General features: G+C 38.7%; 11 protein-coding genes and 1 pseudogene. All 12 read right to left on the bottom strand.

Features of this window, described 5'->3' with window-relative positions:
• Positions 1–10 precede the first annotated feature (10 nt).
• The 12 genes and pseudogenes from HX13_RS14120 to dnaB all read right to left on the bottom strand — a co-directional run bounded on the left by HX13_RS14120 (position 11) and on the right by dnaB (position 15612).
• Positions 11–1006 carry a cation diffusion facilitator family transporter gene (locus tag HX13_RS14120; RefSeq protein WP_050021640.1) on the bottom strand — a complete coding sequence of 332 codons (996 nt, stop codon included), beginning with the start codon at positions 1004–1006 and terminating at the stop codon, positions 11–13.
• 57 nt (positions 1007–1063) lie between these two features.
• Positions 1064–2053: an aspartate-semialdehyde dehydrogenase gene (locus HX13_RS14125; protein ID WP_050021641.1), complete on the bottom strand. Its 990-nt coding sequence runs from the start codon at positions 2051–2053 to the stop codon at positions 1064–1066.
• A gap of 71 nt (positions 2054–2124) precedes the next feature.
• On the bottom strand, positions 2125–2562 hold the full coding sequence (locus HX13_RS14130; protein ID WP_050021642.1) for a hypothetical protein: 438 nt from the start codon (positions 2560–2562) through the stop codon (positions 2125–2127).
• An 85-nt stretch (positions 2563–2647) separates the two neighbouring features.
• Positions 2648–3541, bottom strand: coding sequence for a hypothetical protein (locus HX13_RS24420; protein WP_410493136.1), 894 nt, complete (start codon positions 3539–3541; stop codon positions 2648–2650).
• A gap of 292 nt (positions 3542–3833) precedes the next feature.
• Positions 3834–5111, bottom strand: coding sequence for a TonB-dependent receptor plug domain-containing protein (locus HX13_RS24425; protein WP_238555357.1), 1278 nt, complete (start codon positions 5109–5111; stop codon positions 3834–3836).
• 338 nt (positions 5112–5449) lie between these two features.
• Positions 5450–6311: pseudogene (nadC, locus tag HX13_RS14140) on the bottom strand (carboxylating nicotinate-nucleotide diphosphorylase).
• 11 nt (positions 6312–6322) lie between these two features.
• Entirely contained in the window at positions 6323–7894 is a 1572-nt protein-coding gene (gene nadB, locus HX13_RS14145) for an L-aspartate oxidase (RefSeq protein ID WP_050021643.1), read from the bottom strand.
• 30 nt (positions 7895–7924) lie between these two features.
• Entirely contained in the window at positions 7925–8551 is a 627-nt protein-coding gene (locus tag HX13_RS14150; RefSeq protein ID WP_050021644.1) for an NAD(P)H-dependent oxidoreductase, read from the bottom strand.
• Positions 8552–8673: 122 nt separating this feature from the next.
• Entirely contained in the window at positions 8674–10935 is a 2262-nt protein-coding gene (locus tag HX13_RS14155) for a gliding motility-associated C-terminal domain-containing protein (RefSeq protein ID WP_128572424.1), read from the bottom strand.
• Between the two features lie 123 nt (positions 10936–11058).
• A complete protein-coding gene (locus HX13_RS14160; protein ID WP_050021646.1) occupies positions 11059–13317 on the bottom strand; it encodes a lectin-like domain-containing protein in 2259 nt (752 codons plus the stop codon).
• 165 nt (positions 13318–13482) lie between these two features.
• Positions 13483–13959: a ribonuclease HI gene (rnhA, locus tag HX13_RS14165; RefSeq protein ID WP_050021647.1), complete on the bottom strand. Its 477-nt coding sequence runs from the start codon at positions 13957–13959 to the stop codon at positions 13483–13485.
• Between the two features lie 60 nt (positions 13960–14019).
• Positions 14020–15612: a replicative DNA helicase gene (gene dnaB / locus HX13_RS14170; protein WP_050021648.1), complete on the bottom strand. Its 1593-nt coding sequence runs from the start codon at positions 15610–15612 to the stop codon at positions 14020–14022.
• Positions 15613–15663: the final 51 nt, after the last annotated feature.

The raw sequence follows: 15663 nt of genomic DNA on the forward strand, positions 1-15663 counted from the left end.
AAAAGCTGAGCTATTCTGCACAATGCTTGTCTACACTTGTTACATTTTCTGAAGTCCATTCTACCCGCTTAATAAAGTCTTTTTCCCGGACAGGGCAGTTCTGGATCTGGCAAACAGTACACGACACGGGCTTACAGTCATCCATATGAAAATTAAATTCAATATTCCGCTTGATATTATTGGCTAAAAGAAGGATCATTTTTTCCATTTCATTGTGGGCATCACGAAGACTGTAATACCAGGGTAAAGTAATATGGGCGTCAATATGGAGATTAGCACCGAATTGCTGGATTTTCATATTGTGGACATCGATCCATTCCGTTCTTCTGTTTTCTTCTAAGATTTTGATAATCTGGTGCAGGATTTCAGGATCCTGTTCGTCCATAATTCCGCTTAAAGATTTACGGACAATTTTATATCCTACACTAATAATGTAAAATCCGAAGGCCAAAGCTACTACTGAATCCAGCCAGAAAATTTTTGTAAAATATACTATGATCAAACTGGCAACAACACCAAGGGTGGTAATGGTATCTGACTGGAGATGTTTCCCTGAAGAGACCAGAACCAGGGAATTTTCTCTTTCTCCTTTTTTGATAGAAATGTATCCCAGCAGATAATTGATTACTGCCGTAGCTGCAATGATCCAGATTCCAATATCCAGCTTACTGAGCGTTTTCCCTACAATAAGACTATGTACTCCTTCATAAATAATCATAAGGCCGGCAATGGCAATTAGGGCTCCTTCAATTCCCGAAGTGACAAATTCTACTTTCCCATGGCCATAAGGGTGATCTTCATCCTTAGGCTTGGCGGCAAGATGAAGAGAGTAGAGGCCCATAAAAGCACTGATGACATTCACAATGCTTTCCATAGCATCAGAAAATACGGCATCAGAATTGGTAAGTTTCCAGGCTATAATTTTCCCGATGAAAAGAATGACTCCAAATGCAGCAATGATCCTTTGGAATCCTATTTTATCTTTATGGGTATTTTGTGTGGTCATATTGTGTTCGATAAAAAAAAGAATCTCAATTCTGAGACTCTTTTTTATTTTGTTAGTTTATACTAAGTTGTTTGCTACAAGGTATTCTGCGATTTGTACAGCGTTTGTTGCAGCTCCCTTCCTCAGGTTATCTGCTACAATCCAAAGGTTAAGTGTTTTGGGCTGTGACAGGTCCCGTCTTATTCGTCCTACGAAGACTTCATCTTTTCCTTCCGAATATAGCGGCATCGGATAATGGTTGTTTTTAACATCGTCCATAACAATTACTCCCGGAGTTTCGGATAGGATTTTTCTGACTTCGTCAAGATCAAATTCATTTTCAAATTCAATATTTACACTTTCAGAGTGTCCTCCCTGAACCGGAACCCTTACCGCTGTTGCTGTCAGATTGAATGTATCATCCCCTAAAATCTTTTTAGGCTCTTTCATCAATTTGATTTCTTCTTTAGTGTAATCATCATCTGCAAACACATCACAGTGCGGCAGAGCATTTTTGAAAATCTGGTAAGGATATACTTTTGCAGCATCATTTCCGCTGATTTCACCGTTTAATTGATCTACGGCAGCTTTACCGGTTCCTGTTACAGACTGGTACGTGGAAACGATTACTCTTTTTAAATCATATTTTTTGTTCAAAGGCCCTAAAACCATTACCAACTGGATGGTAGAACAATTTGGATTGGCAATGATTTTATCTTCTTTAGACAAAACATCAGCGTTGATTTCAGGAACCACTAATTTTTTGTCAGGATCCATTCTCCATGCTGAAGAATTGTCGATTACCGTTGTTCCTGCTTCAGCAAATAACGGAGCGAATTCAAGCGAAGTAGAACCACCTGCAGAGAAGATGGCAATATCCGGTCTGGCAGCTATAGCGTCCTTCATGCTTACAATGGTAAATTCCTTCTGTTTATACTTCACCTTCTTACCTACAGATTTTTCGGATGCTACCGGAATTAATTCTGTTACAGGGAAGTTTCTCTCCTCCAAAACTTTAAGCATAACTTGTCCAACCATTCCCGTTGAACCTACTACAGCTACTTTCATTGATTTAATTAAAAATTTAAGATTAAACTATTTAAATTATAACGCATAATGTATAATTTCTTTTTTTTGTCTTAGGCCCCGAAGACTCTTGTCCAGGGGAATGCAAATGCAAATAAACCTACTGCAATTAATCCCATGATCACTACTGCTAAAGAAATAGTATCATTGGATTTCACTTTTTTGTTGACGATGGTCATCAATACCGCTGCAATAAGCATAGAAAATGGATGTTCAACATACTGGAATCTTGAATAAGAATCACTCATTAAAGTTCCTGCAGACATTGCTGCTTTAACACCTGGAGACACCAACAGTAAGATTATTCCTGCCAAAAATTGAACGTGGAAAAAAATCATTGTGAAAAGAGTTGTCTTCTTTAAAAACTTGTTTACTTTTCCACTGAAACCAAACATGGTAGCTAAAAGTGCAATGATAAATAATGCAACTAAAAGAAGTTCCAGGTATCCAAATCCTTTGTGTGCACTAAGCAAAATCTTGTAAAAATCCATAATCCTATTTTTTGTACACAAAGATAACAAAAATCCCGGCTCAAAGCCGGGATTCACATTTATAAAATCTAATGTTGTTATATTATTAGAAATTGAATGATAAGTTTGCAGTCCAGGTTCTGCCAAATCCGAAATAAACTCTGTTAGTTCTGTCAATTCCTTTATAGAAGTTATCAGGATTATTAATATATGCATCATATTGCTGCTGATTGTTATTAAAATCTCCCAAGGTTTTAACGTGGTTGTTTGTAGCTCCATCAGAAATGTAAGTAGTATCAAACAAATTGTAAACATTAGCACCAATTGTGAAATACTTAGAAGTATCTTTCAGTCTTATTTTGTATGATATACCTAGATCAAACAGATTATAATCGGGTAATTTTAATGTTCCTTTAGCTTGGTTTTCAATCTTAGAGAAAGTAGTAGCATCAATAGAAGAATACAGTTCACCAACATATCTCCAAGTACCATAGATATTAAGATCTTTTACTGGCTTTATCGTTGCTCCAAGTGATGCTGTAAACTGAGGAATACTGTTACTGCTGCTTCCTCCAACTTTTACACCATCAAGGTATAACGTTGATGTGGTTCCTAGTGGATTATTATTATCATCGAAGTTGGTTCCATTAGCATTACCTTTATATTTATAATCACCTAATGAGAACATACCATCAAGGTCCAAGAATGCAAAAGGCTTATAAACAGCATCTACTTCAATACCCATGTGTACTTGTGTAACTCCACTGATTTCAGAGTATCCTGTAATAATACCAACTCCATTAGGCGCTGTCGGGTCTGCAACTTCAAATTGCATTCCTCCCCTTCTCAGCCATCTGTCTTTCCATTCAGTTCTGTATAGGTTAACATTAGCGTTGAGTTTTGGAGATCTGAAGCCATACCCAACTTCAGCGGAGAATATTTTCTCGTTTGTCAAATTGGAGTTTAATAACTGTTGGTTATTAGGATAAACAGAGTTCATGAAAGGCTGCTTACTATAATAACCAATATTGGCAAATACATTATGGTGTGAATCAATATTATAGTTGGCACCTCCTTTAATATTATATCCGAAAAGGTCTTTAAATCCTGTTTTCGTATGAACTGTTTGCCCTTTCAGAGTGCTTCCGTCTTTTACAAAATTATCAATTCTTTGGTAGCTTTGGTTGGAAACTGACCCTTGTAAAAATGCAGATAGGTTATTTTTGGAATACTCAATTTGTCCAAATGCACTATACCATAGAACCTCACCATCGTTACTATATCCAATTTGCTCATTTAAAGGAGCTGTTTTTCCTCCGAATGGATTCCAAGAAAGTTTTTTTATAGTCGTAGATTTTATTAACTACATATGGGTTAACATTTGCATTACCTCCTTCTTTATATCCTGAAGCACCATATAAATCTGAAATTACCTGATAGTGATATCCATAGTAATATCTGTCATCAGTACCTATAGAGAAATTCCAGTTATCATTAATTTTATGCTGGAAATTTGCTAAAATCCCATACCAGTTATGAGAATTGATACTCGCTCTACGAATTAATGTACTTCCAGGAGCAGCTGTACCTACATTAACACCTTGGTTGGCTGCAAATATAGCATCATAGTTGAAATGACCCATATTATCATAGAAGCTGGTTATTGATTTTCCTCCAACTTTACCTAGGTCACCAACTCCACCACCTCTACCGTTAGACATGTATAATACTGTACTTAGCTTAGACTTTTCGCTCATAGTCCAATCCCAGTTCAACATCATTACCGGCTTTGCATAATAATTTGCTCTGTTAGCTAATGCAACTTTTCTTCCCGTAGCATCGGTATAATAACCAAAGTCTGAATTATATTGTCTATATGGTGTTCCGTCCTGATCGGGATTAAATTTGATGTAATTAGCAATTGTTGGAGCATAAGTTCTCTGATCATGCCATTGAGGAGCTGAAGTTAAAGTAAACTGAAAGTTATGCTTTTTGTTGGGTTCCCAGCCTAATGCAAAGTAATAGGCATATGATTCATAATCTGTATTTTCAATATAGGTACCTCCAGCCTGTCTGCTCATTAAAAATGAAGTAGACCAGCCGTTTTCAGATTTGCCGGTATTATAAGCAAATGAAGTTTTTAAATAATCATTATTACCAACTCCTAATCTTATAACCCCTCCTCTTTTCATATCTGCAGATCTGGTAAGGAAGTTTATTGTTCCTCCTACAGATGCGATAGCTAATTTGGAAGAACCTAAACCTCTCTGTACTTGTAATGTACTTGTCACATCTGATAACCCTGTCCAATTAGAGAAATAAACAGTACCGCCTTCCATATCATTAACCGGCATACCATTTACCATGATTGCAATATTTCGGGATTCAAAACCTCTCATGGTAATACCACCATCACCAAAACCACCTCCTGATTTTGTAGCGTAAACTGATGGAGTCGTGTTCAAAATCTCAGGTAACTCCTGATTTCCTAATCTTTCTATAATTTGTGCTGCTTTAATAGTAGAAACAGCAACAGGCGTTTTTTCTATCTTTTGCGATATCCGTAACACCTCTTAAAATTACCTCCTCAATGTCTTTAGACTTAGCTGTAGCAGTGTCCTGAACTTGTTGAGCGTAATAAACACTAGCCGTGGACAAAGTAATAACCGCAGTTAGTATCGATTTGTTGATTAATTTCATAATCGTTAGTAATAATTAGATTTAATTTTCTGCAAAATTCGCAAAATTAAATTTAACTATTATTAACTCAATGTTAATTTTTAATCAGTCTTAATAATATTAAGTAATTGATTTACAATTATATAAACAAAAATTGAATTTTTGCATGAAAAAAGTCATGTTGTTGTATTTTTAACAAATCAAGGATGTTTTTGTTAAAAATACAACGCTATTTCACAGCCTTGAGACTCAGATCAATATTCTCTGCCGAGTGTGTAAGTGCTCCTACGGAGATATAAGTAACCCCCGTAGATGCAATTTCTTTAAGCATATCACGGGTAATACCACCTGAAGCTTCAGTTTCGCATGAACCGTTAATCATTTCTACGGCTTGTCTCATGGTAGGTACATCCATGTTGTCTAACATGATCCTGTCAACTTTTGCATTGATAGCCTCCCGGACTTCTTCAAGATTTCTTGTCTCGACTTCAATTTTTAATTTTTTCTTGTGAGCCTTAATATATTCTTTAGCCATATTAACGGCATTGGTAATACTTCCGTTATAATCAATATGATTGTCTTTCAGCATAATCATATCATAAAGCCCATATCTGTGATTGGTTCCTCCGCCTATTGCAACCGCCCATTTTTCACACATCCTGAAATTGGGAGTCGTTTTTCTGGTATCTAAAAGTTTAGTTTTTGTCCCTACCAATCTTGAGTCCCACTCGTGGGTCAGGGTCGCTATGCCACTCATTCTCTGCATACAATTGAGAAGGAGCCTCTCAGTAGAAAGAATAGATCTGGCATTTCCGGTTACTATAAATGCTATGTCTCCAACTTTAGCCGCATCCCCGTCTTTGAGAAAGGTTTCTATTTTTAAATTTTTGTCAAAAGTTTTGAGAATGATTTCAGCCAGTTCCACTCCGGCAAGAATACAGTTTTGCTTTACTAAAAGCTTGGCACTTTGTTGTAAATCTTTTGGTATAGTGGAAAGGGTGGAATGATCCCCGTCCTGAATATCTTCTTCCAGAGCGCTTTTTTATGAATGCTTTTAATGCTTTTTCGGTAACGTAGCTTGGTTTTTTCATTTCGTATGCTTTTAAGCTAAATCTTTATTGTAAAATGCCCCTTTGTTTTCTGTCATTTCCATAGATTGGATAATGATCAGATGAGCAACAGTCGTTAAATTTCTCAATTCCGATAATTGTGGAGACAGGATAGAGTAGTGGTAGATTTCATCAACAGCTGCTGCGATTTCCTGATGCTTTTGAAGTGCCATATTCAGACGCCTGTTGCTTCTTACAATTCCTACAAGGTCACTCATCATTTCCTGAAGCTGTTTTCTCAGGTAGCTGATAATTACCATTTCGTCCATAATTTTCATTCCTTCTTCATTCCATTCCGGCACAGCTTTCAGATCATCAAAATTAAAATTATTTTCTTTGAGCAGGCTTACTGTTTTCATTGCTGCATTATGTCCAAAAACCAGACCTTCCAGTAAAGAATTAGACGCTAACCTGTTGGCTCCGTGAAGTCCGGAATTAGTACATTCCCCTACCGCAAAAAGGTTTCTGATGGAAGACTGCCCGTCTCTGTCTACCTCAATGCCGCCCATCAGATAATGGCATGCGGGAACAACCGGGATCAGTTGGGTGAAAGGATCAATTCCTTCATCCCTGCATTTTTTATATATATTGGGAAAATGTTCCAGGAATTTTTCTTGATTCATTTCCCGGCAATCCAGACCTACATATTCGTCTCCGGAAATTTTCATTTCGTTGTCAATTGCTCTTGCAACGATGTCTCTTGAGGCCAGCTCTTCACGTTCATCATATTTGTTCATGAACTTTTCGCCTCTTTTTGTTCTTAATTTTGCACCATCTCCTCTTACGGCTTCGGAAATAAGAAAAAGCATTCCGTCTATTTTATTGTATAAAGCTGTAGGGTGAAACTGATAATACTGCATGTTGGAAACCTTTCCTTTGGCACGCGCAACGAAAGCAATACCATCGCCTGTGGCAATAGTCGGATTAGTAGTGTTTTTATAAACGTGTCCGGCTCCTCCGGTGGCTACTAAGGTTATTTTAGAAGTTATTTTCTTGATGATCTTGGATTTTTCGTCCAGGATATAAGCTCCGTAGCAATGAATATCACCTTCATTCAGTTCTTTTCCCGGTACATGATGCTGGGTAATGATATCTATAACGTAATGATGATCAAGGATTTCGATATTAGGACTATTGTTGGCAGTTTCCAGTAATGCTCTTTCTATTTCAAATCCTGTAATGTCTTTATGATGTACAATCCGGTTTTCGGTATGCCCTCCTTCTCTTCCCAAAGCAAATTTGCCATTTTTCATATCAAACTGAGCACCCCATTCTACAATTTCGTTGAATCTTGCAGGAGCTTCCTTAACAACCATTTCTACGACATTACGTTTATTTTCGCCATCTCCGGCACGCATGGTGTCTTCAATATGTTTTTCGAAATTGTCTTTCTGGAAGTCCGTGACTACAGCTAATCCACCTTGTGCATATTTGGTGTTACTTTCATCTTCATCAGATTTTGTTACAATGATGATTTTGGCATCAGGGAGCTGTTCAGAAACTTTAATGGCATAGGAAAGTCCGGAAATCCCGGAACCGATTACTAATACATCCGCTTTTATCATTATGCTTGCTTTAGGTACAATCTCGTTTAATTAAATAAATTTAAACAATTTTTCATTTGGTTTTCTTACTTTTTTCATGTGCTGGAAGTAATCTTCTTCAGAACGATAGCCTAAAGCGAGGGTGACGGTTACTTTTTCTGTTTCCCGGTTGATATTCAGGATTTCTTCTATAAGATCTTGCCGAAAGCCTTCCATTGGGCATGAGTCAATATTTTCAATAGCAGCAGCATACATTAAATTGGCCAATACAATATAAGACTGCTTTTCTGCCCAGCTGAGAATTTCATCCTGTGTCTTTTGGTTAATATGTTGATTAATACTGTTTTTAAAAGGGGCAAGACTCTCAACAGGAGTTTGTCTTACTTCAGAAATATGATTAAAATAACCATGAATATAATGCTCTTCAATCATTTTTTTTGAAATAATAACAATAAGATGAGAGCAGGTGGAAATCTGCGATGGATTATAGAAAGCCGGAATCAATTTTTGCTTCATTTCCTCACTCTCAACCACCACAATTTTATAAGGCTGAAGCCCCAGCGAACTGGCGGATAGCTTTCCTGACTCAAGAATGTTGTGTAAAGTCTCCTGAGGAATGCGTTGATTATTAAATTTCTTCACAGAATATCTTCTGCTTAAAGCTTCCAAATAATTCATAGGACAAATTTAAGAATTGAATATGAATAAAATGCCTTTAAAATAAAATATCTCCTTTTCCATAAAAAAACAAAAATCACCCTGAACTAAGGGTGATTTTTACATCTAAAAATATTGCTTCTCTAATCTCTGTTTTTTACAACAATCCAGCCGGAAAACTGAACAGGAGTGTTGGTGCTGTTGTTTTCATTCCATGAGATAGAATACCAGTAATTTCCTGTCGATACTTTTCTTCCACCATGCTCGGAGCCGTTCCATCTGTATCCGTTGGTTTTATCTGCTTTAAATATTTTAGTGCCATATCTGTTGAAGACCGCTATTTCCAGGTTTTGTTTGTTGGATAATGCCGAATAATCTACAGCATCATTGATTCCGTCCCCATTCGGTGTGATAACATTGATGATATTAGGTACCGTAATATTGACTTCAACAGGTTCGCAATTGTAAACATCTTTTACAAAGACCTTGGCTTCTCCCCGGCTGACATTGGTGAATACATTAGAATCCTGCCAGTTAACGGTATCCATTGAATACTGATATGGCGGAGTCCCTCCGTTTACATATACAGTGACGGTTCCTGCTGAAATATCAATGCTTGTCACTACCGGATGTTCGGAAGGATATACGGTTACTTTTTGAGTGACCACGCAATTTCCGGTTTTGAGTTTTACCCAATAGGTGCCTACTCCTACATTATTGATGGCCTGGGTGGTTGCACCGGTGCTCCATTCATAGCTTTTGAACCCGGGGCCTGCATCCAGTGTTGTTTTATCTGCCATACAAATGGTCTTATCTTTTAAAACATCAGAATAAACAGGTGCAAGGACAGTGATAACAACGGTTGCAATAGCGTAGCATCCGGTGTCCGGATTGGTAACCTTTATATAAATTACTCCTGTCGGGGCAATGTAAGCTGAAGGGGTGGTGATTTGATTGGTCCCATTGATGGCGTCCGTTAAAGAAGGATAATAATTTTTAGGCCAGTTTTGAGCAGTAACAAAAGCTGATGTAAGATCAAAAGAAGCTGTGGAAGGGTCAGTTTCTATGAAACAGGATCTTATTTCTGTATTGCTAACCTCAACAACGGGATGAATATTGAGGGTAATCTTTGCCGTACTTACGCATCCTTGCGGTGTTGTTACCTTTACGTAGATGGTGGCGGCGGCTGATGCGTAGGCTGTAGGATTGGTAATCTGGTTTGTTCCTGCATTGAGATCGTATAGAGTAGGGTAAAATTCTTTAGTAACACCGGTTACCGTAGTGACTGCCGCTGTAGTGAGGTCAAAGGTTGCGGTTCCTGCATTATTGTTATTACAGCCCGTAAGACTTGCATCAGTTGCTGCAAATGGTGTCGGGTTAAGCTGTATGACGCCATCTCCGTTATCACAAAGGGTAGAAGTTGGATCTTTAATAACTACTTTAATGGTTGTATTTCCTGAATATTGGAAGCTTGTGGGATTCGCAATGGGGGTAGAGTTTCCTAATATATAATACGTGAAAATATAGTTTCCAGGGTTATTGACAAACTGCGGATTGAAGGAAGTCAGATCTACAGTTCCGTTTCCTGTGGCAGGATTTGTACATACAAATGGAGTCACTGTGTTATTAAGGATAGGTACCTTATCTACAAATACTTTTGCATTTTTAATGGAATGTCTTGCGCTGGCACCTCCGGTAGCAGCCGAAAAGCCAAAATATCCCTGTGTCATTCCTACAGCTCCCCCCGATGGAGCAAATGACTGGTCCACGATGAGTACTCCGTCTATTCTAATTTTAATAATCCAATTGGTAGGATTGCTGAGGTCTGTTTCTCCGTTTACCTCTACATGCCGATAGGTATCTCCTACAAAAGGCTGGGTAGGGTTAAGGTCCGGAGAATGGAAGGTGCTTCCCGGGGTATTGTTGAATTCAATATTATTACCTGCAGTATTGTTAGTGCCATACAAAAGGTGGACTTTACTCATCTGCCCTTCTGTAGTATTATTGAAAATATCAAAGCCAACCATTAAACCCGAAGCTCCGGCAGGAATTCCTAATCCTCCTCCGGATACAAACCCTGTAGGTGGATTCGCTAGATACCAGAATGTAAATCCATCGCCCTTACCAAATTGAGTGGTCCCGTTTCCGTCGATTCTGAAATCAAATTCTACTTTCCATTTATCGCAATAGCTTAGGGTAATGGGGGTAGATAATTTTATGGCACCATAACGGCTGGTCTGATCAGTAGTGAGTCTTACAAAATCTCCGATCACTGTGGCATCTGATACAAGATCCCATCCTGTTGTATTTACTGGGTTACCAGTGAGTTGATAGGTTTGTGAAAATAACTTTCCCGACAAACAAAGCAGAAAAGTAAGTAAACCAATGAGTATATATTTTTTCATAATAGGTAGTTGAGTGTAATTTTTGTAGAGGAGGAAATCAGAATGCCAATGATGACAGACCTTAATGGCATTCTTTATCATCCCGCCCTTGAATAAGGTAGCTGTGTATAGCAAGCACCAATACTATTCTCTGTTCTTTACTAAAATCCAGCCCGTGTATTTGGTTTCGGTATTGTCTTTATTGTTTTCATTCCATGAAATGGTATACCAGTAAGTGCCGGTAAGGATTTTTTTGCCGGATGCCATACCATCCCATGTGTAATTTCTTATTTTGCTGGCTTCATAGAGTTTGTTACCATACCTGTCATATACTGTGAAAACCAGATTCTTTTTATATGCCAGGGCCGAATAATCAATCACGTCGTTGATATTATCTCCGTTCGGAGTGATCGCATTGATCAGGTTAGGAACTGTAATCTGAATCTGGACCGGGGTACAATTATAAAAATCTTTTACAAAGACTTTTACCTCCCCTCTGGCTAAACCGGAGAAAAAATTAGAATTCTGCCAATTGACCCCATCTAAAGAATATTGATACGGAGGAGTTCCTCCTGCTGCATTTACTGTAATGGTGTTATTGTGGATGTCAATACTTGAAATTACAGGATTGGCTGACGCTATTACTTTTACTATTTGCGTGGTGATACAATTACCTGTTTTGAGCTTTACCCAGTATTGTCCTACTCCTACATCTTTAATCGATTGTGTTGTTGCTCCGGTACTCCATTCGTATGTGGCGAAACCGGGGCCTGCATCCAGGTTGGTTTTATCCCCGATACAGATAATTTTATCTTTCAGAACAGGCGAAGTTACCGGTGGTAATACAACCAGATTAATTTTCGTTATTGCAAAACACCCGTTACTGTCCGTTACTTTCACATAGATAACTGTACTTGGAGAAATATATTGAAGTATATTGACAATTTCATTGGTGCCATTCAGAGCATTGGCAAGGGTGGTATAGTACTTTTTGCTGACTCCGGTAGTTAATGAAGTGACATCAGCAGCTGTTAAATTGAAAATAGCGTTGGAAATATTATTTTCTATAAAGCACGATTGAAGACTTGCCTCTTTCACCGGGGTTTCAGGATAGAAAGCCAGCGTGATTTTGGCTGTACCCGTACAGCCTTGCGGTGTACTTACTTTTACATAAACAATTCCCGGAGCAGCAATATAGTTGTCCGGATAAGGAATCTCGTTGATTCCTGCATTGAGGTCATTTAGTGTTTTGTAATACTTTTTAGTCACGCCGGGTACATTTGTTACATCGGCAGTGGTAAGATTAAAGGTGGCGGTCCCTGCTTTATTGTTGTTGCATGCTAAAAGTGTTTTATCATCAGCTTTAAAAGGCGATAAAACCAGTTGGATTTTCCCGTCCGGGTTGTCACATAATATGCCTGCATTGTCTTTGATGACAACCGTCACAGTGGTGTTGGTATTAAATTGATAATTGGCAGGATTGGCAATCGGGGTAGAGCTTCCGAAAGGGTAGTAGGTGAAAGTATAATTCCCGGGATTGCTTACAAATTGCGAATTGAATGTAGTTAAATTGACAGTTCCATATCCGGTAGCAGGGTTAGGGCAGAAGGATTGGGTTGTTGAATCTTTCAGAATTGCCACCTTATCTGTGTAGATTTTTACGTTTTTAATGGAATGCCTGGACTTTGCGGCCCCTGTAGAGGCTGAAAACCCAAAATATCCCTGTGTCATGGTAGCAGCTCCCCCGGAAGGAGCGAAAGATTGGTTGCAGATGACGGTGCCGTCAATGGTTATTTTTACAATCCAGTTAGCAGGAGCGGCGGGATCTATCTGCGCAGTTACCTCCACATGTTTATAAGTGGTTCCCTGGAAAGGCAAGGTTGAATTCAGATCCGGTGAATGGAAAGAACTTCCCGGAACATTAAAGTATTCAACATTGTTATTGTCAGTTGTGTTAGGTACCTGTCCATAGGCAACGTGCACCTTGCTCATCATTGCTGTGGTTGTGTTATTATAGGTGTCAAATCCTACAATAAACCCTATTGCATTCTGGGATACTCCGAGTCCGGACCCTAATACACTGGCAACCGGAGGATTGGCGAGGTACCAAAATGCAAGCCCGTCACCATTAAAAGTTTGGCTGGAATCCATTCTGAAGTCGAACTCCACTCTCCATTTATCACAGTATTTTAAATTGATGGGGTTATTCAGTCTGATTGATCCGGATTGGTTATTGCTGTCCGGTGTGAGCTGTACAAAATCACCATTTACGGAAGCCGGAGATACTGTGGTCCATCCGGTAGTATTGATCGGATTGCCCGTAAGCTGATAGGTTTGGGCTAAATATTTTTCCGAAAAACTGAGAAATAAAAGAAAAAAACAAATTAATAGATTTTTATTCATTTAATTGGGATTTAGGATTAAAAAGTAAAGATATTAAATCCCAATCGAAATAAATATGTATTTATTGTTAATTTTGTTAAAAAATTAAATATTATTTAAAACATTAATGTTTCTTATGATGAAATATTGGCTGGTAGAGGTGTATTGGTGGCTAAGTGTTAATCGCTAAAAAAGCGAGTTGTTATCCAGGTTCTCAAAATAGGTGTCAATTTCGAGGCGGTCGGAAGCCGCGGCTGCAACTGCCAGTTTATCACAAAGTTCATTTTCAAAATGTCCTGCGTGTCCTTTTATCCAGTGCATTTTAGGAGTATGTTTATGATAAAGTTCGATAAATTTTTTCCAGAGATCAGGATTTTTTACATTTTTCCAGCCTCTTTTTATCCAGCCTGAAATCCAGTTTTGGTTGATGGCATCAGCCACATATTTGCTGTCTGTATAGATGTGGATTTCATTGTCTGTAGATTTCAGCTTTTCTAATGCGGTAATTACAGCCAGAAGTTCCATTCGGTTGTTGGTAGTTTTCCGGAAGCCTTTGGAGAAAGTTTTCTGGTAATTTTTCTCAGGAACGCGCATGAGAATTCCATATCCGCCCTTTCCCGGGTTTCCGCTGCAAGCACCATCGGTGTATATTTCGATTCTCAAATTGATACTATAAATTGATTATGTAAGCTGTAAAATTGTAGGCTAAAACCTTCAAATCACCTAAAATGGAAAATCATCATCGTCATCCAGGTCATTCATCGAAGATCCGGAAAGCTTTGAGCTGTCCGGAAGGTCAAATGCTGCCCCCGGTTGAATCGTTGTTTTGATCCTGTCGAAACCGCTTGGTTCGTTGCTTCCGAAGTTAGATGGATAACCGCCGCCGGCACCGCCTTCAAAAGCAGCCTCAATATCCCCGAATTTAGCAAAATGCTTTAAGAAAGATAACCGGACATCGGCTGTGGCACCATTTCTGTGTTTTGCGATAATTAATTCAGCCTGGTTTTCAGTAGAAGTTTCCTGGCCTTCTTCATCGTTATCCCAAACGGAAATTTTGTAATATTCAGGCCTGAAGATGAAAGATACGATATCCGCATCCTGCTCAATCGCTCCTGATTCCCTTAGATCTGAAAGCTGGGGCCTTTTTCCGGGCCGCGCTTCCACACTACGTGAAAGCTGCGAAAGTGCAATAACCGGAACGTTAAGTTCTTTTGCAATAGCTTTTAATGACCGGGAAATCATGGAAATCTCCTGTTCACGGTTTCCTACTCCTTTTCCGCCTCCACCGGCAGTCATCAGCTGAAGATAATCGACCATGATAAGCCTTACTCCGTGTTGCATTACCAGCCTTCGGCATTTTGCACGGAAGTCAAAAATAGAAAGTGAAGGAGTTTCATCAATATACAGCGGTGCATTTTCAAGCTCAGATACATTGGAGAACAGCCTTTGCCATTCTTCGTCATCCAGTGTTCCTTTTCTTAATTTTTCAGATGAAATTCTCGTCTCAGAAGCAATCATCCTTGTGATAAGCTGAACGGATGCCATCTCGAGAGAGAATAGAGCCATAGGAATCTTGTGGCCTACCGCAATATTTCTTGCCATAGAAAGAAGAAACGCGGTTTTTCCCATCGCGGGACGGGCGGCAATAATAATAAGGTCGGAATTTTGCCAGCCGCCGGTTTCTTTATCCACATCTCTGAAACCGGAAGGAACCCCTGAAAGTCCTTGCTTGTCTTTCAAAGATTTAATAGTGTCAATAGCCTGTTTTACCAATGAATTGGCAGTATCGAATCCCTTTTTGATCGTTCCGTTGGTGATTTCAAAGAAAGACTGTTCTGCTTTGTCCAGAAGTTCAAAAACATCGGTAGACTCTTTGTATGAAGAATCAATCACATTAGCAGAAACATTGATCAGGCTTCTTAGAATATATTTCTCAAGAATGACCCGTACATGGTATTCTATATGGGCAGATGAGCTTACCCCCATCGTGAGGTCAATGATATAATGATCGCCCCCTGCCTGGCTTAATTTGTCTTCCTTTTTCAGATCCTGGATAATGGTCATTAAATCTACCGGATGATTGCCTTCATAAAGCTTTAAAATAGTAGAAAAAATAACCTGATGCCTTGGATCGTAAAACACTTCAGGAGTAAGAAGGTCAATAGAATGGTCTAGACCTTTTTTGTCAATCAAAAAAGTTCCGATAACAAGTCTTTCAAAATCCACTGCATTAGGAGGCATTTTTCCATCCGCAATAGATAATTCTTTTGCAAAGTTTCCGTGCGTTAAGGATGATAATGTTTCTTTCTGCGCCATTGTGCAAAGATAGTCTATTTAGAAAATAATTTAAAAATAGTAATCAACAAA

The sequence above is a fragment of the Chryseobacterium sp. P1-3 genome (assembly GCF_000738495.1).
GTDB classification, from domain to species: Bacteria; Bacteroidota; Bacteroidia; order Flavobacteriales; family Weeksellaceae; genus Chryseobacterium; species Chryseobacterium gallinarum.

What these genes read in the sequence shown, in the direction of transcription:
- HX13_RS14160 (WP_050021646.1), bottom strand. Translation starts at nt 13,317, where the DNA reads ATGAATAAAAATCTATTAATTTGTTTTTTTCTTTTATTTCTCAGTTTT.
- HX13_RS14150 (WP_050021644.1), bottom strand. Translation starts at nt 8,551, where the DNA reads ATGAATTATTTGGAAGCTTTAAGCAGAAGATATTCTGTGAAGAAATTT.
- HX13_RS14120 (WP_050021640.1), bottom strand. Translation starts at nt 1,006, where the DNA reads ATGACCACACAAAATACCCATAAAGATAAAATAGGATTCCAAAGGATC.
- dnaB (WP_050021648.1), bottom strand. Translation starts at nt 15,612, where the DNA reads ATGGCGCAGAAAGAAACATTATCATCCTTAACGCACGGAAACTTTGCA.
- HX13_RS24420 (WP_410493136.1), bottom strand. Translation starts at nt 3,541, where the DNA reads ATGAACTCTGTTTATCCTAATAACCAACAGTTATTAAACTCCAATTTG.
- nadB (WP_050021643.1), bottom strand. Translation starts at nt 7,894, where the DNA reads ATGATAAAAGCGGATGTATTAGTAATCGGTTCCGGGATTTCCGGACTT.
- HX13_RS14130 (WP_050021642.1), bottom strand. Translation starts at nt 2,562, where the DNA reads ATGGATTTTTACAAGATTTTGCTTAGTGCACACAAAGGATTTGGATAC.
- HX13_RS14125 (WP_050021641.1), bottom strand. Translation starts at nt 2,053, where the DNA reads ATGAAAGTAGCTGTAGTAGGTTCAACGGGAATGGTTGGACAAGTTATG.
- HX13_RS14155 (WP_128572424.1), bottom strand. Translation starts at nt 10,935, where the DNA reads ATGAAAAAATATATACTCATTGGTTTACTTACTTTTCTGCTTTGTTTG.